General features: G+C 62.4%; 20 protein-coding genes. 9 read left to right on the top strand and 11 right to left on the bottom strand.

The features are described from left to right. Nucleotides 1-13 precede the first annotated feature (13 nt). Nucleotides 14-334: a hypothetical protein gene (locus tag P0D73_RS19385; protein WP_132375335.1), complete on the bottom strand. Its 321-nt coding sequence runs from the start codon at nucleotides 332-334 to the stop codon at nucleotides 14-16. An 85-nt stretch (nucleotides 335-419) separates the two neighbouring features. Further along, entirely contained in the window at nucleotides 420-968 is a 549-nt protein-coding gene (locus tag P0D73_RS19380; RefSeq protein ID WP_408432544.1) for an ester cyclase, read from the bottom strand. Nucleotides 969-1185: 217 nt separating this feature from the next. Here P0D73_RS19380 and P0D73_RS19375 point away from each other — a divergent pair, with 217 nt between their 5' ends. Both P0D73_RS19375 and P0D73_RS19370 read left to right on the top strand, forming a co-directional pair. Further along, nucleotides 1186-2112, top strand: coding sequence for a recombination-associated protein RdgC (locus P0D73_RS19375; RefSeq protein ID WP_132375331.1), 927 nt, complete (start codon nucleotides 1186-1188; stop codon nucleotides 2110-2112). Between the two features lie 242 nt (nucleotides 2113-2354). Beyond that, a complete protein-coding gene (locus tag P0D73_RS19370; protein ID WP_132375329.1) occupies nucleotides 2355-3764 on the top strand; it encodes an HdeD family acid-resistance protein in 1410 nt (469 codons plus the stop codon). A gap of 366 nt (nucleotides 3765-4130) precedes the next feature. Here P0D73_RS19370 and P0D73_RS19365 read toward each other — a convergent pair whose 3' ends face one another. Genes P0D73_RS19365 through P0D73_RS19355 form a run of 3 tightly spaced genes read right to left on the bottom strand, consistent with a single transcriptional unit; the run spans nucleotide 4131 to nucleotide 5300 of the window. Continuing rightward, nucleotides 4131-4598, bottom strand: coding sequence for an Hcp family type VI secretion system effector (locus P0D73_RS19365; RefSeq protein WP_408432542.1), 468 nt, complete (start codon nucleotides 4596-4598; stop codon nucleotides 4131-4133). After that, nucleotides 4588-4860, bottom strand: a complete 273-nt coding sequence (locus tag P0D73_RS19360) for a hypothetical protein (RefSeq protein WP_132375326.1) — start codon at nucleotides 4858-4860, stop codon at nucleotides 4588-4590. Before P0D73_RS19360 ends, P0D73_RS19365 begins: the two co-directional genes overlap by 11 nt. Beyond that, on the bottom strand, nucleotides 4857-5300 hold the full coding sequence (locus P0D73_RS19355; RefSeq protein ID WP_132375324.1) for a DUF2778 domain-containing protein: 444 nt from the start codon (nucleotides 5298-5300) through the stop codon (nucleotides 4857-4859). Before P0D73_RS19355 ends, P0D73_RS19360 begins: the two co-directional genes overlap by 4 nt. A 484-nt stretch (nucleotides 5301-5784) precedes the next feature. Here P0D73_RS19355 and P0D73_RS19350 point away from each other — a divergent pair, with 484 nt between their 5' ends. Together P0D73_RS19350 and P0D73_RS19345 are read left to right on the top strand one after the other, a co-directional pair. Further along, nucleotides 5785-6708 carry a transglutaminase family protein gene (locus tag P0D73_RS19350; protein ID WP_408432539.1) on the top strand — a complete coding sequence of 308 codons (924 nt, stop codon included), beginning with the start codon at nucleotides 5785-5787 and terminating at the stop codon, nucleotides 6706-6708. A 143-nt stretch (nucleotides 6709-6851) separates the two neighbouring features. Beyond that, entirely contained in the window at nucleotides 6852-7655 is an 804-nt protein-coding gene (locus P0D73_RS19345; RefSeq protein WP_408432537.1) for a transglutaminase-like domain-containing protein, read from the top strand. 90 nt (nucleotides 7656-7745) lie between these two features. Here the strand turns inward: P0D73_RS19345 and P0D73_RS19340 are convergent, their stop codons facing one another. The 4 genes from P0D73_RS19340 to P0D73_RS19325 all read right to left on the bottom strand — a co-directional run bounded on the left by P0D73_RS19340 (nucleotide 7746) and on the right by P0D73_RS19325 (nucleotide 11845). Then, nucleotides 7746-8954 (bottom strand): MFS transporter, encoded by a 1209-nt coding sequence (locus tag P0D73_RS19340; protein ID WP_408432535.1) that lies wholly within the window; start codon nucleotides 8952-8954, stop codon nucleotides 7746-7748. A 146-nt stretch (nucleotides 8955-9100) separates the two neighbouring features. Then, nucleotides 9101-9574: a VOC family protein gene (locus P0D73_RS19335; RefSeq protein WP_408177996.1), complete on the bottom strand. Its 474-nt coding sequence runs from the start codon at nucleotides 9572-9574 to the stop codon at nucleotides 9101-9103. A gap of 36 nt (nucleotides 9575-9610) precedes the next feature. Beyond that, a complete protein-coding gene (locus P0D73_RS19330) occupies nucleotides 9611-10075 on the bottom strand; it encodes a VOC family protein (RefSeq protein ID WP_132375317.1) in 465 nt (154 codons plus the stop codon). 153 nt (nucleotides 10076-10228) lie between these two features. Continuing rightward, a complete protein-coding gene (locus P0D73_RS19325) occupies nucleotides 10229-11845 on the bottom strand; it encodes an SH3 domain-containing protein (RefSeq protein ID WP_408432533.1) in 1617 nt (538 codons plus the stop codon). A 264-nt stretch (nucleotides 11846-12109) separates the two neighbouring features. On the opposite strand from P0D73_RS19325, the gene P0D73_RS19320 reads away from it, so the two are divergent. The 4 genes from P0D73_RS19320 (at nucleotide 12110) to P0D73_RS19305 (ending at nucleotide 16219) form a co-directional block, all read left to right on the top strand. After that, entirely contained in the window at nucleotides 12110-12535 is a 426-nt protein-coding gene (locus P0D73_RS19320) for a TOBE domain-containing protein (RefSeq protein ID WP_408177998.1), read from the top strand. 192 nt (nucleotides 12536-12727) lie between these two features. Next, nucleotides 12728-13228 carry a free L-methionine (R)-S-oxide reductase MsrC gene (gene msrC / locus P0D73_RS19315; protein ID WP_132375312.1) on the top strand — a complete coding sequence of 167 codons (501 nt, stop codon included), beginning with the start codon at nucleotides 12728-12730 and terminating at the stop codon, nucleotides 13226-13228. Nucleotides 13229-13350: 122 nt separating this feature from the next. After that, nucleotides 13351-14130: a Rieske 2Fe-2S domain-containing protein gene (locus tag P0D73_RS19310; RefSeq protein ID WP_408432531.1), complete on the top strand. Its 780-nt coding sequence runs from the start codon at nucleotides 13351-13353 to the stop codon at nucleotides 14128-14130. 379 nt (nucleotides 14131-14509) lie between these two features. Then, a complete protein-coding gene (locus tag P0D73_RS19305; RefSeq protein ID WP_408432529.1) occupies nucleotides 14510-16219 on the top strand; it encodes a putative bifunctional diguanylate cyclase/phosphodiesterase in 1710 nt (569 codons plus the stop codon). A gap of 57 nt (nucleotides 16220-16276) precedes the next feature. Here the strand turns inward: P0D73_RS19305 and P0D73_RS19300 are convergent, their stop codons facing one another. Further along, the gene (locus tag P0D73_RS19300) at nucleotides 16277-16492 is read right to left on the bottom strand and encodes a hypervirulence associated TUDOR domain-containing protein (RefSeq protein ID WP_408432527.1); all 216 of its coding nucleotides are present in this window, start codon (nucleotides 16490-16492) and stop codon (nucleotides 16277-16279) included. 187 nt (nucleotides 16493-16679) lie between these two features. On the opposite strand from P0D73_RS19300, the gene P0D73_RS19295 reads away from it, so the two are divergent. Continuing rightward, nucleotides 16680-17489: a mechanosensitive ion channel family protein gene (locus P0D73_RS19295; RefSeq protein ID WP_408432525.1), complete on the top strand. Its 810-nt coding sequence runs from the start codon at nucleotides 16680-16682 to the stop codon at nucleotides 17487-17489. 162 nt (nucleotides 17490-17651) lie between these two features. Here P0D73_RS19295 and P0D73_RS19290 read toward each other — a convergent pair whose 3' ends face one another. Next, nucleotides 17652-18752, bottom strand: a complete 1101-nt coding sequence (locus P0D73_RS19290) for an extracellular catalytic domain type 1 short-chain-length polyhydroxyalkanoate depolymerase (RefSeq protein WP_408432523.1) — start codon at nucleotides 18750-18752, stop codon at nucleotides 17652-17654. Nucleotides 18753-18767 lie beyond the last annotated feature (15 nt).

Raw genomic sequence — 18767 nt, 5'->3', positions numbered from 1 at the left:
GCAAGCCAGAGATTCACACGCCGCCGGTCACCAGCGGCAACACCGTCAGGTCTGGATGCGTGCCTTCCACGATGCTGCGTCCCACGTGTATGCCTTCATAGAGGGCTTCGTCTTCGCCGGCGAAGCTCTCTTCGCCGTCGGGGTGAAATGGCACCGCGTGGCCGGGAATGGCCGGATCCGCGCCCGGATGGCAAACGTAGCCGATATACGTGTAGCGTTTATTCGCCGCGGTCGGCGTGTGCCCTTCCTTGGGCGGGTTTTTCAGAAACGGCGCTACGTGAATCTCGAAACCCTCGTATTCCACCATTTGCCAGGGTGCGGTTTCATCGGCCATGGCCGCCTCCGTCTAATCACGTGCTTGTCAAAAAGTCTAGGTGATTTCAACGTAAAGCGCGTTCAAAACGGATCCGGCTAAACCATTACTGCTTGATTGCGCCGAGCTGTTTGAGCAGCGTCAGATTGTCTTCGAGATGCCAGTTTTCGACGATGCGGCCGTCCTTCACGCGATACAGGTCGAAGGCCTGGAAGTCGACGGTCTGGCCGCTGCCTTTGAGGTTCTGGAACTGCCCGGTGAAGTGACCACGGAAATGCAGGTGAACCGAGGCGCGGTCGCCGGCCACCACGAGGTCGTCGATTTCCGCGTGCAGGTCGGGCACCGCCGCGCGAAAACCCTTCGACGCTTGCAGCGGACCTTCAGGGCCTTGCGGGCGTCCATCCGGCAAGGTGCGGTCGACAAAGACGGGCGACAGCGCGAGCTTCGCGTAGGCTTCGTCGCCGGTGTTCCAGAAGGCGGCGTAGCGGCGCGCGGTCCGCACGACTTCAGCGCTTTGCGCCGAGTTCGACGCAACCGCGACGTGGTGTGGCACGGGCAGGTCCGCGTCGCTTGCGGCGTGGGCGCTCAAGGCGCCGGCGAGGCTCGCGGCGAGCAGCAGATGACGGGCGACTCGGAACAGGGAAGAGGTGGACATGGCGCGTTCCAGAGAGCGTTGAAGTGGATGAAGCGCATTCTCCAGCGTAAGGCCGGGTTTGATAATCGGTCTGTCGCTTAAAGGATTTTCTATCCATATTTGAAAATCACCCGTTCGGTGCTGAGTGCTCGAACGAAGTAACAGAGTCCGTCGGGCCGACCGCGCGACGTCTATCGTCAGATAGAATGGTGCGCTTTGCCCGTACACGACTCTGCCCATGTGGTTCAAAAACCTTCAGCTTCACCGTCTTCCCGCTCCGTGGTCCGTCACCCCAGAACAGATGCAGAAGTGGCTCGCGCCGCACGCGTTCGCGCCCGGCAACAGCGTCGAGATGCAAAGCCATGGCTGGGCATCGCCGCGCGATAACGACTCGCTGGTGTACTCGCTCAATGGCCAGATGTTGCTGGTGTTTCGCGCCGAAAAGAAACTGCTGCCGGCGTCGGTCGTCACGCAAGTGACCAAGGAACGCGCGTTAGAACTCGAGGATCAGCAAGGCTTCAAACCCGGCCGCAAGCAGATGCGCGAACTCAAGGAACAGGTCACCGACGAACTGTTGCCGCGCGCCTTCAGCATTCGCCGCGACACGCGCGTGTGGATCGATTGCAAGAACGGCTGGCTCGTGATCGACGCCGCTTCGCAAGCGGTCGCCGATGAAGTGCGCGGCCTGCTGGTCAAGTCGATCGATCAATTGCCGCTCGGCACGGTGCGCGTCACGCACTCGCCGGTCGCCGCCATGACCGAATGGCTGCTCTCAGGCGTTGGTCCCGCCGGCTTCACGCTCGACCAGGACACCGAGTTGCGCTCGCCCACGGAAGGCAACGCGACCGTGCGCTATGTGGGACATACTTTGGATGCCGAAGATATGCGCCGTCATATCGAAGCCGGCAAGCAATGCATGCGGCTCGCGATGACGTGGAACGATCGCGTGTCGTTCGTGCTGACACCGTCGCTGACGATCAAGCGCATCGCGCCGCTCGACGTGCTGAAGGAAGCGAGCGATCCCACCGCGCAAAACGACGACGAACGCTTCGACTCCGACGTCACGTTGATGACCGCCGAACTCGACCGCATGCTAAGCGATCTGCTCGACGCATTGGGCGGCGAGCAGGGCGGCGAAGCGATGCCGCAAGCCAGGGCGGCGTAAGCAGCTTCTGGTTTTCTGGTTCGTTGCAGGCCGGCGCGTTGAAGTCTGTTCGCGCCGGCCTTTTTCATGCCTGATCGATCGAGCGCGAAAGCGCATCGGCATGAGCGGCACAAAGACGCTTGAGCGAGGCACGGCGAATGTGCGCTTTCGCTTCGTGGTTCACGTAGACCCGCTGCGCGCCCACGCCGCGAAAATGGTTAAGATGGCGATCAGCAGAAGGCATCAGTCACGGAGGACTCGCAATGGTTCGTCTGGTCATGATTCTGTTGGGCGTCGATTATTTGCGCACGCGCTGGCGATCGTTGCGGATCGTCGGTTGCATCAGTGTGCTGCTCGGCGTCTTCGTGTTCAGCGACGCGCTCGATGGCGCGCTCTATTTTCCCATCACCCCGTTCGTCTCGTTGCTGTTGCTCGAAGGCCTCGCCACGCTGGCCGTTGCCTGGACCGGCATGGGCGGGCAACGCACGCTGCGCTATGTGAAGGGCATCGGGTTCACCACCGCGGCCGCGCTGATTCTGGTCGGTCACCAGCACGGCAACTTCATTCTGTCGATGATCTTCGGCACGCTCTTTCTCGCGGATGGCCTCCTGCAGATCGTCTCGGCCAAAGTGGTCCGCTTTCGCACTTGGCGGCTCGCGATGATCGGCGGCGCCGTCGAAATCGCGCTGGCAATCTTCTTCTATCAACCCTATCCGACTCACTACGTCGGCACGGTGCCGTACTGTGTCGGACTCGGCCTGATCTTTGGCGGATGGAACATGATCCTGCTGAGCGCGCGGGTGCGGCGGCTCGCGACGAACCCCGCGGTGGTCGCGAGTAATTCCGCGGCGGATGCCGGCATCGCCGCGGCGAGCGCGCTCGCCGCGAGCCGTCTGATTGCTCATGAATGGGACGGCCCGCCCGCCGCCGACGAAGCCGCTTTGACCGTGCACGTGTGGACGCCGGTCGGTTCGGCCAAGGGCGAAGCACGTCGGCAATTGATCGTGGATCGCTATATCGCGGCGGTGGATCGCAACGGCGTGATATCGACCGGCCATGCCGCGCTCGAATCGCCCGAGGGCGTCTATATCAGCCTGTATCCCGGTGTCGAGATCGATCGTTCGCCCGACGACTTCGCGCGGCTTCTGCGCGCCACGCGCGAGAACGACGTGCCGGGGCTATTCCAGCCCGATTACCCGACCGAATCGAAAGCGTGGTGTCCGTCGACGGTTCAGGTGCGCATCCGCAACTACGATCCGGTGCGCTTGCGCCGCTTCTGGGACACGTATCGACAGGACACGACGTACAACCTCACGCATCGCAACTGTTCGAGCAGTGTCTCGCGCGCCCTGGAGGCGGCGATCGAGGGCGCCTCGTCGCGTGTGTGGGGCGACCTCGGCGGCTGGCAGCCGTTTCTGCGCGTGATCTCGACACCCGAACTGTGGGTCGCCGCGCAAGTGCGCAAGCGAGCCGCGACGATGGCGTGGACACCCGGCCTCACGCTCGACTACGCGCGCGCTCTCAGCATGCTGGCCGACCCGCGGCCTTCGGGTTGGGTCAAGATGGCGCGGCTCGCGGTGCGCCGAATGGTTCGCTCGCGTCAGCAATGGCGCGAAGAAGCCCGTCACGCGCACGTTGCCGACGACGCGGCGCGTGGCACGGTGCGCGAATGACGCGCGCTCGGCGCGAGCGCTGCCCAACTTCGGCGTCACGGTAAAAATGGCAATCGCATCAACAGCTTGCGGTTTTTGCCGGATAGTTATGCACAGATTTGCGAACAGAATCTGTTGATAACTTTTTTGCCGCGGTGAAGCGGTCTCACAGACTCGGTTAAGTTTTAACTTAGCAAGCTACTGGGTGGCACGCGGGGTTCGATTCGGGGCACTTGTTATTCGACGGGGGTGACGGGTTTCAGCAAACCTTAGATGCTCCGGTTGGCTTCTTGGACGACATGAGCGGCGTCGCGCCAGAAGTAGCTGTCATTGTCTTCATTGCGGGTCTCAGGAATAGACCTCTGGCCGGTCTCGGCATGTCACTGACTAACGTCTAGCCGCATTCTGCTTGATGTCAAACATACCCGTCACGACACCGCGACTTCCGCCTTGGGCATTCTGCACCATGTATTCCTGCTTCACCTTGGCAAACGACAGACGAACTTGTTCATAGCTCGCGGACATTTCGACACCGGTGATGACAACATCGCTCATGGTGATTCGCAGGAAGTCAAACGGCACGCCGCCCGCTTTGCGCATGCTCAGGACGACCGTGGGGATATGTTTGCCGGTCAAACAGTACGTCATCAGATTAGGGCTCGCCCGGTCTACATCATGAAAGAACACAAGGTCTTCAACCGTTGCCTTGCCCGCGCCTCCGCCAGATCCCGACATCGCGGATGCTTGCTGGGACATTTTCCAGATCCAGTTCGCAATCTGGATCTCGTCAGGGTGCGCCGCGTCCTGTGATTCCCCCGCGATGCCATCGATTTTGATAAAAACGTCATTTGACATTTGATGGTCTCCGCTTACGCCACTCAACAGTGCGAGTCACAATCAACACAAGAAGCAGTGCTACAAATAAAGAGAGAAAGAACGCGGCGCCGACAAGGAAGTCGCCAATCGCTTCATCACCATAAATATGAAGTGCAGAGGTCGTGTAAAACACTGCACGATCCATGAAACTCGAAAACAGAAACATGCCAATAGGTATGTTGACCAATATGGCCACGCTTGCCACCGCACCGCACCGGATTGCAAATTTTTTGATATTCATTGGACGTCGACCGTGCCATATGCGAAACCCTTCCCACCCGGCAGAGCTATGAGTGTCGTGTGAAGAAGGCGATCTCTCAGTCTGTAGAACGCAACCGGATCGGCCAGTGTGATGCAGCCTTCGCTGAGATTTTGTCTGCCGTGCGGATGAAGTCGGAAGTTACCCCGCTTCACGCCGTCCACGAACGTCCAGTCGTCAATTTCGCCATCCGCCTTGAATAGTGCAAACCATTTACCGCGTTCGGTATGGTTGTAGATGTCATAGGCCCATGTCTTGATGTGTGAAAAGATGCCGCCCGAGCCGCGATCTACGATGTAGTAATGACCGGGCGGAAGTGGGCCAACATCACGAATAGCCGCGGCGGCGGGATTATTCTTACCGTTGCCGTCTCCCGAGAAAGCCGCAAAGTCACCAACACCGTCGCAATGCAACGTGGACATGGGCTTACTATTGAGGCGGAATGTACATGTAACCGGCAATCTGCCCTCCGTTGTTCGGCCTGATTGCTCCGGATCATTCAAAAAAACGGGGATGTATGGAATCGGACAAGTCCGAGAGTGCGGGGGGCGAGCAAGCGGGCTATGCGATCCGCACAGGACATCCTTCCCCGCGCACCGACCGCAAAGCCTTGAGGGCCAAAGTTTCAGCGCCTAGTGAGAAAATCCTCCACAGATCTGCGAACAGATTCTGTTGATAACTTCTCCCGCGCGACGCCGCGGCCAAATGAGTGCTTTCAACCAATATGGCGGGTGTATGCTGAACCCGTCAGTTTGTCGTGCAGAGCACTCGACCACACCGCAAGCCGGCCGTGGCTCATTAGGATCAAAACCGCGCCGTGCGCTTTTCGCCTGCGGCGGCCGCGGCTTTTTAGAAGCGTGAACGCGATGGACAGGATGAACCCGGCGGTATCCATCGGGCGGTCGGATGAATGAGCCGCAGCGCTTCACGGTGCGCCACGTCAGTGTCTACCGCTACTCGGAACCCGTGCGTTTCGGCGAACATCGCATGATGTTCAGGCCACGCGCGAGCCACGATTTGCGGCTCGTCACGAACAAGCTGGTGATCACGCCCGCGCCGTCGCGGCTGCATTGGCTGCACGACGTGTTCGACAACTCGGTGGCGGTCGCGAGTTTCGCGGACAAAGCGAGCGAATTGCGCTTCGACAGCGAAGTGACGCTCGAGCACTTCGAAGCGCCCATGCCCGACTACGCGCTCGAACCGTACGCGGTGAACTGGCCGTTCGCGTACACCAACGAGGAGGCTTCCGATCTCGTGAACGCGCGCAGCCGCCAGTATCCGGACAGCGACGTGGACGAGTGGGCGCGCCGTTTCGTGCCGACATCGGGTGTCGCTGCAAAGAGCGGCGAAGGCGGCAAAAACGGCAAAAGCGGCGGCACGGGCAGCGGCACGATGGCGCTCCTGCGCGCCATGACGCTCGAAATCAAGAGCTCGTTTTTCTATGTGCGCCGCACGGAAAAAGGCGTGAACCGTCCCGGCGACACCTTGCGCAGCCGCAGCGGCAGTTGCCGCGATTTTGCCGTGCTCATGATGGACGCGGTGCGTTCGCTCGGCCTCGCGGCGCGCTTCGTGAGCGGCTATATATTCGTGCCCGAGCATGACGCCACCCAAGGCGGCGGCGCGACGCACGCATGGTTGCAGATCTATTTGCCGGGCGCCGGCTGGGTCGATTTCGATCCGACCAACAGCATCGTCGGCAACCGCCATCTGATTCGCGTGGCGGTGGCGTGGAACGCCTATCAGGCGCTGCCGTTGTGGGGCACGTGGCACGGCGCGCCGCATTCGTTTCGCGGCTTGCAGGTGGACGTGAGCGTGACCGAAGGCGAATGACGGCGAAGCAAGGCGGATAAGAACGAATGAACGCGCGCCGAAGATCGCGGCGTGTCGAATTAAAACGCATATGCGGGGAGTGCCGTTTCGGGCGGCTCGCCGTGCGCGTCAACTGAACGTTTCAACTGGAAGAGGGCGTTGCGATGAAATTGCGCGTTGGCTACGAGCTGGTCTATGAGTGCGTGCAACCGACGCCGATGATGCTGATGTTGAACACCCACTATTCGCATGCGAAAGAGGTGCTGAATCCCGATTTGCTTGTGGTCGATCCACCGGTGCCGATCAGCCAGTATCGCGATTCGTTCGGCAATCTGTGCAGCCGGCTGGTGGCGCCGCCGGGAAAAATTGCCTTTTCGACGAGCGCGGTGCTGGAGGTGTCGTCTGAGCCGGAGATGCGCCCGCCCTACACCGAACAGCATCCGGTGGAAATGCTGCCTGACGATACGCTGGTGTTTCTGCTCGGCAGCCGCTATTGCGAAACCGATCTGCTCTCCGAATTCGCGTGGCAGACCTTCGGCAAGCTGCCGCTCGGCCGTGGGCGCGTGGATGCGATCTGCAATTACGTGCACAACCACATCGTGTTCGGTTACGACTTTGCGCGTCCGACCAAGACCGCATGGCAGGCCTGGCAAGAACGCAAAGGCGTGTGCCGGGACTTCGCGCATCTGGCGGTGGCGCTATGCCGGGCCATGAATATTCCGGCGCGATATTGCACAGGCTATATCAGCGATGTCGGCTTGCCGCCGCCGTACGCGGCGATGGATTTCGCCGCGTGGTACGAGGCGTATATCGGCGGATGCTGGCAGACGTTCGACCCGCGCAACAACGCGCCGCGCACGGGGCGCGTGCTGATGGCGCGCGGGCGCGACGCGGCCGACGTGGCGCTCAGCAATGCGTTCGGGCCGACGCAGTTGCTAAAGTTCGCGGTGGTGTGCGAGGCTGTCTAGCTGCGTTGCGGATAAAGACCTAAAGCTGCCCGAGCGCTGCGCAACCCTTGCTCGATATTAGCAAGGGCATTCAGGCATGCCGGCGCAGCGTCATTCCCCGAGCGCCAGCGCGCGCTTCCTTCGCACCAGCGCCGCGCCGATCGACACCACCGCGCCGATGCCGCCCATCGTTAGCGACAGGATCACGATCAGCGGGCCGGTTTGCGTGCGCGTCGAGAACACGCTGACCAGCAGGCCGGCGAGCGGCTGTGTCATGTTGTTGAGAAGGATCACCACGCCGGTCGTCTTGCCGTAGTCCTGCGGCGGAATGATTTGCTGCCGCGCGCTGCGGATGTAGACGTTGAACATTTTGTCGAAGCCGACGATCAGCAGGAAGCCGAGCGCATAGCCCCAAGGCGCCGCGCTCGCACCGGCGATCACGCCGCCCGCGCAGATCGAGACGAAGGCGACCAGGCCCAGGGTGCGCGCCGGCCATGCGGCGCGTGCGATCGTCAACAGAATCAGCACCGTGGCCACGGCGCCGGCGGTTTGCAGTCCGGCATAGTAGTGATTCGATTGCGCGTGAAGGCCGGTCACCATGGCGGCGGACGTGGCGAGTGTCACGCCGATCACCAGATTTTCGGCGGCAGCGAGCAGCACGACTTTCTTCAGGCCAGGCAGCACCAGCACATGACGCAGCGCGATGCGCAGCGGCAGCGTCCAGTGAGCCGGAGCCAAGGCCGGCGGCTCGGCGGCGCGAAAACCGCTCGCGCGTTGCCACAGCAGCAGCGCGCCATCGGCGAGGAGAAACAGCACGCCGGTTACACCGACAACCCATTCCCAACGCCACAGGCCAAGTAGCAGCGCGGCGAGCATCGGACCGAGCACGAACCCCAACTGGTCGGCCAATTGCGAGTAGGCGAGCACGCGCTGAAACTGCTGCGTGCTGAAGATTTGCGGCAGCATGACTTCACGCGCGACGAGACCTTGGCTCGTCAACACGCCGCACACAGCCGAGAGTGCGATCAACCAGCCGATGCCGCCAAATAGCGCGTAAGCGATTACGCCGCCGAAACAGGCAAGCGCCCGCACGGTCTGGCTCACGCGCATCAATCTGAGCGGCGAGATGCGGTCGCACAAGGCGCCGAAGAAGGGAAACACCAGATAGCGGGGCAGCGTTTCGATAAAGAACGCGAGCCCCGACCACGAGACCTGGTGCGTGGTCTGGAAGACGACGAGCGGCACGAGAAACAGCAGGACCTGATCGGCGAGACGCGCGACAAACAGCGAGCAGAAGAAAGCCTGATGATTGACGCGCACCGTTCATGTCCCGCCGATTATGGGTCGAGACCGATCCTATCAAAGATAGCGCGCTCGCGGCCCTGGCCTGCTTGCCGCGCCGTGAATTCTCAATGCAACGGCAAGCAGGCCGCGCGCCGACGGCAGCGCGCGTTCAGAGTTGCACTTCAATCGCCGCGATAAGCCGCTTCGAGCGGCGCGATTTCCAGCTTGACCATATTCATCATGGCCTTCATCACGCGGCTCGCCTTAGCCTCGTCCGGGTCGCGCAGCATGTCGCCGAGCACGTCCGGCGCGATCTGCCACGAGACGCCGAACCGGTCCTGAAGCCAGCCGCATTGCCACTCCTTGCCGCCGTCCAGAAGTTTCGTCCAGTAACGGTCGATTTCCTCCTGCGACTTGCAGTGCACGAACAGCGAAATGGCCGGCGTGAAGGGGAACTGTGGGCCGCCGTTCAGCGCCATGAACTCCTGGCCTTCGATCTCGAACGTGATCGCCAGCACGCCGCCCTTCGGCCCGGGTCCGGCGTCCGTGTAATGCATCGTGGTGGCGATGCGGGAATCGGAAAACACGGACGTGTAGAAGCGGGCCGCATCTTCCGCATTGCCGTCGAACCACAGGCACGGCGCAATCTTTTGCATGACGTTTCTCCTCCTTCTCACCGGACGGACCGCGCCTTACTTCATGCAGTCCATGGCTTTCTGGATTTCTTCCGGGCTCAGGTCGCGCTTGTGCGTGGCCAACGACCAGCTATGGCCAAACGGGTCTTTCACCTGACCGTAGCGGTCGCCCCAGAACATGTCGGTGACGGGCATCACAACGGTCGCGCCGGCGTCGACGGCCTGCTTGAAGCTGGCGTCGACATCTTCCACATAGTAGTGAATCGTGACCGGCGTGCCTTTCAGCGAATTCGGGCCGAACGACTGGTGCTCGGGCCATTCGTCGGTCAGCATCAGCATGGAATCGCCGATCTTCAGCGTGGCGTGCATGACCTTGCCGCCGGGGCCGGGCAGGCGGACCTGCTCGACGGCGTTGAAGGCCTTGGTGTAGAACGCGATGGCGTCCGCGGCGTTGGCGCAGATCAGATACGGGGTGAGCGAGTGCATCCCGTCCGGGATCGGTTTGACAGCGTTGCTGGACATGACGGCGACTCCTTGAAGTAACAGGTTCGTGAGGTGAAAGACCGACTCGTCGAGTCAGGTCTTCAACGTTACGACGAGTACATGACCGTTGAATCGACACTCCGGAAAAAATATTTTTGGTCCGGGCGTACGGCGCGCGCCCGGGCGCCTGTTTCAACCAGCCGGATTGTCCTCGTCCGGCGGCGCGGCGGACGGCGCCGGGGTGCCGCCACGTGGTGCGCCGAGGATGCTGATCTGGAAAGTCGGCGTCGCCGCGAGCGATTGCAGCGTGGCGTCTTCGGGAATGTGTTCGAACAGCGGCAGAATCACCGAGCCGCCGATGACCGCGCGCCGGCTATCGTCGGCGGGCCGCAAGCCCCATACGTCCTGATAGACGACCGGCACCGCGCTGCCGTTGCGGGTAGTGTTGCCGATATACAGCATCACATGGCCGCCGATGTAGACCAGCGTGCGCAACGGCTCGCCGTGCTGCGCCAGATAGTCGAGCCGCTGGGCGGGCGTGGACGACGACAGGTCGATCATGCGGCCGGCGTTCATCTGCGTGGACGAATGGCGCGGCAGCCAGACGCCGAACGCGGCGAAGATGCTTTGCAGTTCCGACGAGCAATCGTTGTAGAGGCCGCTATTGCCCCAGCCGTAGGGGCGTCCGATCAGCGTTTTCATCAGCATCGCCAGATGGCGCGGCGTCGCGGCGAGCGGCATCGGCGCGATTTGCGCGTCGTTCAGGGCGGCGGTGCGGATCAGCGCCTGGCCGTCGGCGTCGCGCGCCGGGACGAGCACTTGACGCGCAACGGCCGGCTCGGCTGTGTTGCCGGTGTTGCCGGGGTCGCTCGCCACGGGTTTTGCTTGCGCCGGCCGCGCGGCGCTGGCAGGGACGATCGGCAGCAGCGTGCCGGCCGGCGCGTCGAAGCGGAACACGCCGCGGCTGTCGCGCACCGGCGCCGACGCCACGATCACCGCACCGAGCGATTTGCCCGCCGCGGCGCGCCATGTATCGACGAAGCGGTCGTCGGCCATGCCGACACCGTCGCTGCGCACCCAGCCCTGCACGTCGGGCGTCTGCACGTAATGCCACGCGCCGTCGAGGCTGCTGCCGAGCACGTACAGCGGCGTGCCGGGCCGCGCGGCCGAGATCTGCAGGTTGTCGAACGGATAGCCTTCGCCGGCCAGATGATGGTCGTAGAACGATGGGTCGGTGGTCGGCAACTCGCGCACCATCAGGTTGCCGGTCGCGATTGCGCGGCGCTGCGGCTGATAAACGGCGATCTGCGTGAACTGCGCGACGTTCATGTTTTGCGCGATGGCGTCGATCCATGCCTTGTCGTGCGGTCGGAAATTTTCGCCGTAACCGATGTCCGCGCCGCTCTTGCCGGTATTGTCGAACTTGCCGATGCGCCGCTGCTGCAGTGCCGCAATGTCCGCGCCTTGCTGGCGATACACCAGCATTGTCACGAAGTTGACATTCCACGGCGAGGGCGCCGCGGTGCAAGTGCCGAAGTAGCGCGCGTACAGGGCCTTGAAGTGCGCCTGCTGGTCCGCGGGACTCAGGAACGGCTGGTCGTAGCCGGGGCTGTCCGGTTCGAGCCAGTGATCGACGTCCTGATCGTAATGTGCGATGGGGAAGAGCGTGACGGTGTCGACCGGCGCGTGCGCGTCGTGCGTCGGCGACGGATTGCTGCAGGCAGTGATCGCCGCGAGCGCGGCACACAACGCGGCGGCGCGGCAGGCGTTCGGCCAGGCGGCGAGGCGGGATTGAACGGCAACGGGCATGAGGTTCGGCGAAGAAGGTCCAGGGCACGATGATACGGTGTCGGCGCATTGTGCAGCATGTCGTACCGGCGCCGCGTTTGCACTCCCAAACACAACGCTTATGTGGTTTCATTGGGGTTCGCGTCGTCCATAGCGGCTGCGCGATATCGCGCTTCACGCGCAGGCTGCCGCAACCGGCGAGCGTTCCACTACGCTCACTGCTTAATCCCAACGGATGGCCTCGAAAGAACGCTCGCTCGAGGTCGCCCAACCAAGGAGAACAACATGCAAACCAGCGCACGCAATCAATTCGCCGGCGAAGTCACCGAGCTCAAACATGGCGCCGTAAACGACGAAGTCACGCTGCGCACCCAGGAAGGTCTCGAGATCGTGTCGATCATCACCCACGGCAGCGCGACGTCGCTCGGCCTCGCGGTGGGCAAGAAAGCCTTTGCGCTGGTCAAGGCGTCGTCGGTGATCCTGATGGTCGACATCACGAAGGACCAGGTGTCGGCGCGCAATTGCATCGCCGGTACGGTGTCGGCGGTCACGAAGGGCGCGGTGAATTCCGAAGTGTTGATCAGCGCCGGCGGCGCGCAGATTGCGGCGATCATCACCAATGAGAGCGTCGATCGCCTCGGCCTCGCAAACGGCAAAGCGGCGACGGCGATTTTCAAGGCATCGAGCGTGATTATCGGCGTCGATCAGTAATCGTCGTGTGGTTTTGCCCGTTGGCTTCATGTCCGCGTGGACGCCGACGGGTCTGACGGAACCGCAAGGAAAGAGGGCTTTGCTTCGTGCACCTTGCGCCGCGGCGCCGACGCGCGCCGTGAAGGAAACCGCGGCTTGCTTTAAACTGCACGACTCGCTGTTCCTCTTTCCGCTTTCATCACGGACGCCGTCATGTTCGAAGTCTCCTCCGCCTCGCATCTGCCCAAAGCCGCGCACTACGAAGAACTGGTCGCCCAGGCGCGCTCGCTGCTCGCCGACGAAACCGACTGGATCGCCAACGCTGCGAATTTTTCCGCCTTCGTGTTTCATTCCCTTAGTGATCTGAACTGGGCTGGCTTCTATTTCCACGACGGCCGCGAACTGGTCGTCGGACCGTTTCAGGGCAAGCCCGCGTGTGTGCGCATCGCGCTCGGCAAGGGCGTCTGCGGCACGGCCGCGCAAACTCGGCAGACGCAAGTGGTGCGCGACGTGCACGAGTTTCCCGGCCATATCGCCTGCGATTCGGCGTCGCAATCGGAAGTCGTCGTGCCGCTCGTCGCGCCGGACGGCACGCTGATCGGCGTGTGGGATGTGGACAGCCCGATTGTCGCGCGCTTTGACGAAGAAGACGCGAAGGGCATGGAAGCGCTGTGCGCGGTGTTCATCGAAGCGGCGTTGCCGCGCGCCGCGTAAAAAGCGCGGTCGCGGTGCGGCGGCGCGCTATGCTTTTCCGTACATAGAGTCAATGCATTTCAGGGGATGGGTCGGCGGACCTCATCCCGCTATCGTTCTCTCCAACGCGCTGGAGACAGCTCATGAGCGCGACGAACCCCCACCAGGTTCTGGAGACACGCATGGGTTCCGCCACTGCTTTTGCCAACGCTTCGGCCACCACCAGTCCGCTGACATTTCAACGTTCCCCCGCGTTACCCCGCAATTGCACGTTCGATAGCCACGACTGGGAGATTCTCAGCCGCTACTGGCATCCGGTGGCGTTCGCTGCCGAAGTCACCGACAAACCCATCAGCGTGACGCTGCTCGACGAACCGCTCGTGGTGTTCCGCTCGAACGGCCAGCTGGTGAGCGCGCGCGATATCTGTCCGCATCGCGGCGCGCCGCTCAGCCAGGGATGGGTCGATAACGGCAACATCGTGTGCCCGTACCACGGCCTTGCCTATAACAGCGAAGGCAAGTGCAAGCACATTCCATCGCAAACGGACGGCCCGATTCCCGAGCGCCTGCATCTCGTCACTTATGCGACGCAGGAAGCGTACGGACTCGTGTGGGTGTCGCTGGGTGGCGGCACGGAAGCCTTGCCCGCATTTCCGCACTGGAACGATCCCGACTTCCAGCAGATCCTGCCGCCTTCGATCGACATCAACGCATCGGCGGGACGGCAGACCGAAGGCTTCATCGACGTCGCGCATTTTGCGTGGATTCACCACGACAGTTTCGCCGACCGGCACAACCCGGTGGTGCCGCAGTATGGCCGTGGGAGGCGTGAACTAACCCATAACAATCTTCCGTCTGACCGACCTCACTTTGTGATCGCTCGGTGTCTGAAAGGGGCCGGTCACCTCGAAGGTATCCGTTGATTGCATTCGCGCCGCAAGCTCTCTCGCTTGCTGCTTTTTTTGCCGACAAGGATAGTACGGCGTAGGCTGGAAAAGTTTGTTTAGGAAGCCAGATATTTGGCGACGCTCATGAAGGATCGAATATCCTGGCAATAGCGAGCCTCGTATGACGCACGCAAGCGCGAGCGAGCCGGTCGGGAGGATTGGGGATTACACCAAGGGAAACGATTGGCGCGATGAATGGGGGGCTCGCGAATTCGGCGAGGGCACGAAAGCCCGTTATCATACGCACGGTTGCCCGAAACATCGGACCGGATCTCGGGGTTTCGCTATTTGCGCCCGCGCGCAAGAATACGTCCGATCGCTTTCACTATTCAGGAAAAAACAAAAGGCCGGCGCGATGCAAGTCCCCCTCTACGCCGACATGCGTACGCGCGATGCCGCGCTTGCCTCGGCGCCTTACGGCATGTTCATCTGCACCGCGGACGGCACGTTCGACGCCGTCAACGCCGCTTTCGAAAAGCTGACTGGATTTGCAGCGGAAGAACTGATTGGCCGGCGGACTTTCGAATCATTGCTCGATCCCGCCGAACTCGCCAAGCGTCGCGCCGAGTTGTCGCCGCTTGCCACGGTGACTTCGCGCTATGAAGCCGAATGGAGTTTTTTGCGGCGCAATGGCACGCCGGTTCGCGTGGTGCTGGCGTTGGCGCCGCTCATCGCCGAGCCCGCGCATCCGGGTGGTCCCGCCAGCAGGCCTGCGCGCTACGTGGGCATCGCCATCGACATGACGCGTTACGCGCAATCTGAAGCGCGTCTCTGGTACGTCGCGCATCACGACGGCGTGACCCGTCTGCCCAACCAAACGCTATTTACTGAGCGCCTGGAACTGACGATCGCGCGTTGCCAGCGTAGCGGCAGCGGTTTTACCGTGCTGATCGCCGAGCTCGATCATCTGCGCAAACTGCGTGATGCGCTCGGCTTGCATGCGGCCGAACTCGTGCTGCAGATCGTCGGTGAACGCTTGCGCGGTCTCTTTCCGAACGACGGCACGATCGCCTCGATCGGCGGCACGCAGTTCGCCTTGCTGGTCAACGAAACCGGCGCGGCCGCCGATGCGTTCGCCGCCGAAGCACTGGGCCGCATCGCCGAGCCGATCGACTACGCCGGCACTGCCTTGAACATTACCGCGAGCATCGGCATCGTGGCTTATCCGGCCGACGGCGGCGATGCGCCTACGCTGATGCGTCGCGCGGGCGTGGCGTTGTCGGCGGCTTCGGCGGTGAACGGCAATGCGGTGCGGCGGTTTTCCACCGCGCTGGAAGGTCAGGCGGCGCGCCGCTTCGAGCTGCAAACCATGCTGCGCGATGCGATCGAGCGTCAGCAATTGCATCTCGTGTATCAACCGCAGGTGACGCTCTCCAATGGCCGCATCGCGCAAGTGGAGACGCTGCTGCGCTGGAACCATCCGCAGCGTGGCTTGATCAGTCCCGTCGAATTCGTGCCGGTCGCGGAGGAGGCGGGGTTGATCGAGCAGATCGGCGAATGGGTGATTCGGACCACGTGCCGCGATGCAGGCAAATTATTGAGGCTGACCGGCACGTTGCCGCGCTTCGCGGTGAACGTGTCACCGCAACAGTTCCAGCGACAGAATCTGTTCGAGACGATTCGCGAGGCGTTGGAAGATGCCGCGCTCGACCCTTCATACCTCGAGGTGGAAATCACCGAGGGCGTTTTGCTCGGCGACACCGAACAGGCTGTGCAGACACTTTTTGCGTTGCGCGATCTGGGCGTGGAAGTCGCGGTGGACGACTTCGGCACCGGCTATTCGAGCCTTGCGTATCTGACGCGCTTTCCGCTGAATCGCCTGAAAATCGACCGCTCGTTTGTGATGGGCATGAGCACCGATCCGCAATGCGCAGCGCTGGTGGGCGCCATCATCGCGATGGCGCATGCGCTCAAACTGCGCGTGACGGCTGAAGGCGTCGAAACGGCCGAGCAGGCCGCGCAACTGGAAGCGCTCGGCTGCGACGAAGCGCAAGGCTTCTGGTTTTCGCGTCCGATCACCGTCGCGGCACTGCGTAATTTGCTGAGGCCGTTGGGCGCTCTTTGACGCGTAGGTTTGCCGGCGGCATGGATGCATGCTCACACGCATGCTTAGCCATCCCTATCAATTCTTGACCGGATGCAATGCATCGCCACGATGAACGGCATGCTTGCCGCTCTTCTCGCTTTGTACTTCGTAATGTGGATCGGATGTCGACGCATCGACGGTTCTGCCGTCCATAGTCGTATGGGTAGAAATGACACGCACGATCTTGCCGTGCGTGACGCCTTGCGGCGTGTTCCAACTGACACGGTCTCCAGTCTTCAAATGTTGGGACATGAGGTGCTCCTTTGCCTGTCCTAACGACAGCGTAAACTCCCTTGCTGTAAGGCTTTGCATGAATGCACTGCCCCTGTTCGCATGTTCAAGCAAGCAGCGTGCCTCTGTGCATGAAATGTAAAGGGCGGGAACGTATCCTGCTCCGTTGCGTCAAGACTCCTATACCTTAACGGAACGAAGACTCAAGATGAACGATCTCCTCACGCGACTCTTTCACTTCCAGCCGTCGTTGCTCGTCACGCTGACGCACGACGCCCTTCATATCGTGCTGGCCGTGCTGATCCTCTTGATTGGCTGGTGGCTCTCGAATCGCGTCGGCGCGATGTTCGCCCGCGCGCTCGCGCGCACGCACGCGGATCCGACGCTCGCGCCGATGCTAGCGGCGATGAGCACCTGGGCCGTGCGAGTGCTCGTGTTCATCGCGGCGCTCAGCGAAGTCGGCATCGCGACCGCGAGCGTGCTGGCGGTGCTCGGCGCCGCCGGCCTCGCGATCGGACTCGCGTTGCAAGGCACGCTGCAGAATATCGCGGCCGGCATGATGCTGTTGATGTTGCGGCCGTTTCGCGTCGGCGACGTGATCGAAGGCAGCGGCGCGGCGGCCGGCATCGTGCGCGAAGTGGGACTCTTCACCACGCGCATTGAGCGCGGCGACGGCAACGCCGTGTTCGTGCCGAATAGCCAGATCTGGAGCAATCCGGTGATCAACTACAGCAGCGGCGGCACGCAGCGCATCGAGGTCGAAGTGGGCCTCGCGCAGCGCAAGGACGTCGACGCCGCGATCGGCGAATTGAAGAAGCTGGTCGCCGACGAACCGCGCGTGCTGAGCGGCGCCACGCTCGCACCGATCGTCACGGTAGCGGACTATCCTGACGATGGCGGCGCGACGCTGCGCATTGCGGCGTGGGTGCGCACACCGGACGCGTCGCTCGCCAGCGGGGACCTGCACGAGCACGCGCAGGCCGCGCTTGAACAGGCGGGCTGCCCGGTCGCGGCGTAGGCCGTCGCGCGGCATTTACCGGGGCCTGTATCGTTCGTCTGCGCTGGTATAGCGCACGAGACGCCTCGTGCAAACCGAGTCTCGCCCAAGCGGCTCTATAACCCGGAGTCCGGTCATTCATATTCAACCAAACTTTGCCTGGTTCGACGCCGATGTGCCGACTCAGTGCAGGCGCGGATGGGCGAGGAAGAATCGCACCATTTCCGCGGCGGCGTCGGGACCGGACGGGTCCGTGTACGAACCGTGCTGACTGCCGCCGGACCACGCGTGACCCGCGCCGTGAATGGACCAGGACTCCGCTTCGACGCCGTTGGCGGCCACGTGCCGTTGCTGTGTATAGGTGCGCCGACCGCCTGCAGCGCCGGATTGCGTGCTGACGGTGGTGGTGCCGGCGTCGAAGGGCGCAACGATCTGCGCCGCGTTCGACGGATGGACTGTCGTGTCAGCTTCGCCATGAAACACGATCAGCGGACGTTGCGGCGCGGCATGTGTGCGATTGCGTGGCGCCTTGCCGCCTTTCATCGCGGCGAGCGCCGAGGGCAGGCCTTTTGCGCATCCATAGGGGAGGCCCGAGTGCACACCCGCTGCCGCGTAAAGATCGGGCGACGTTTTCAGCATGACGTCCGCCATCGCACCGCCCGCCGACAGACCCGCCACATACACGCGCGCCGGATCGACACGATAGCGCGCCATCACCTCGCGCGTAATGCCGGCGATCAAGGACGGTTCGCCTTGATCGCGTAGCTGATCGGCAGGTTTGAACCAGTTCCAGCACTTCGAATGATTGGCCGCTTGCGCCTGATTCGGATACGCGACGATGAAGCCGTGACGCTCGGCCATTTCGTTCATGCGCGTGCCGGCGGCGAAATCGTCGGCGTTCTGCGTGCAGCCGTGCAGCATCACGATCAGCGGCAATGGTTCGGTCTTGTAGACAGCGGGCACGTAGAGCTTGTACTGGCGTTGTCCGGCTGCGTTGCTGAACGTGTGCGTGCTGAAGGTGCCCGGTGTGTCGGCGTCGAAAGTCGGCGCGGCAGGGGCGTGCGGAGCGGGGCTCGCTGGCGTTTGTGGCTGCGTCCACGCTTGCGCCCATTCGCTGGCATTCGAAGGCGTGTGCGGTGTTTGCACCGGGTCCACGTGGACATTGTTCGCGTTGTGGCCCGAGAGCGCGCGCTGAACCGCCGCCGTGGCTTCTTTGGGACCCTTCGTGCGCAATAGCTCGAAGGCGTCTTTCATCGATTTCAGGAAGTCTTCGTTCATTTTCATGATGGTTTGTATTGA

This window comes from Paraburkholderia sp. RL18-101-BIB-B (assembly GCF_046026985.1).
In the GTDB taxonomy this organism is placed as follows: domain Bacteria; phylum Pseudomonadota; class Gammaproteobacteria; order Burkholderiales; family Burkholderiaceae; genus Paraburkholderia.
Note: the sequence above shows the minus strand (reverse complement) of the source record. Positions and strands in the feature narration are given on the sequence as shown.

Bases quoted from the DNA above. Each gene is read 5' to 3' on its own strand.
- P0D73_RS19355 (WP_132375324.1), bottom strand. From the start codon at position 5,300: ATGTCCACGTTGCATTGCGACGGTGTTGGTGACTTTGCGGCTTTCTCG.
- P0D73_RS19305 (WP_408432529.1), top strand. From the start codon at position 14,510: ATGCAAGTCCCCCTCTACGCCGACATGCGTACGCGCGATGCCGCGCTT.
- P0D73_RS19385 (WP_132375335.1), bottom strand. From the start codon at position 334: ATGGCCGATGAAACCGCACCCTGGCAAATGGTGGAATACGAGGGTTTC.
- P0D73_RS19365 (WP_408432542.1), bottom strand. From the start codon at position 4,598: ATGTCAAATGACGTTTTTATCAAAATCGATGGCATCGCGGGGGAATCA.
- P0D73_RS19295 (WP_408432525.1), top strand. From the start codon at position 16,680: ATGAACGATCTCCTCACGCGACTCTTTCACTTCCAGCCGTCGTTGCTC.
- P0D73_RS19345 (WP_408432537.1), top strand. From the start codon at position 6,852: ATGAAATTGCGCGTTGGCTACGAGCTGGTCTATGAGTGCGTGCAACCG.
- P0D73_RS19370 (WP_132375329.1), top strand. From the start codon at position 2,355: ATGGTTCGTCTGGTCATGATTCTGTTGGGCGTCGATTATTTGCGCACG.
- P0D73_RS19380 (WP_408432544.1), bottom strand. From the start codon at position 968: ATGTCCACCTCTTCCCTGTTCCGAGTCGCCCGTCATCTGCTGCTCGCC.
- P0D73_RS19310 (WP_408432531.1), top strand. From the start codon at position 13,351: ATGAGCGCGACGAACCCCCACCAGGTTCTGGAGACACGCATGGGTTCC.
- P0D73_RS19300 (WP_408432527.1), bottom strand. From the start codon at position 16,492: ATGTCCCAACATTTGAAGACTGGAGACCGTGTCAGTTGGAACACGCCG.
- P0D73_RS19360 (WP_132375326.1), bottom strand. From the start codon at position 4,860: ATGAATATCAAAAAATTTGCAATCCGGTGCGGTGCGGTGGCAAGCGTG.
- msrC (WP_132375312.1), top strand. From the start codon at position 12,728: ATGTTCGAAGTCTCCTCCGCCTCGCATCTGCCCAAAGCCGCGCACTAC.
- P0D73_RS19350 (WP_408432539.1), top strand. From the start codon at position 5,785: ATGAATGAGCCGCAGCGCTTCACGGTGCGCCACGTCAGTGTCTACCGC.
- P0D73_RS19375 (WP_132375331.1), top strand. From the start codon at position 1,186: ATGTGGTTCAAAAACCTTCAGCTTCACCGTCTTCCCGCTCCGTGGTCC.
- P0D73_RS19290 (WP_408432523.1), bottom strand. From the start codon at position 18,752: ATGAAAATGAACGAAGACTTCCTGAAATCGATGAAAGACGCCTTCGAG.
- P0D73_RS19320 (WP_408177998.1), top strand. From the start codon at position 12,110: ATGCAAACCAGCGCACGCAATCAATTCGCCGGCGAAGTCACCGAGCTC.
- P0D73_RS19330 (WP_132375317.1), bottom strand. From the start codon at position 10,075: ATGTCCAGCAACGCTGTCAAACCGATCCCGGACGGGATGCACTCGCTC.
- P0D73_RS19335 (WP_408177996.1), bottom strand. From the start codon at position 9,574: ATGCAAAAGATTGCGCCGTGCCTGTGGTTCGACGGCAATGCGGAAGAT.
- P0D73_RS19325 (WP_408432533.1), bottom strand. From the start codon at position 11,845: ATGCCCGTTGCCGTTCAATCCCGCCTCGCCGCCTGGCCGAACGCCTGC.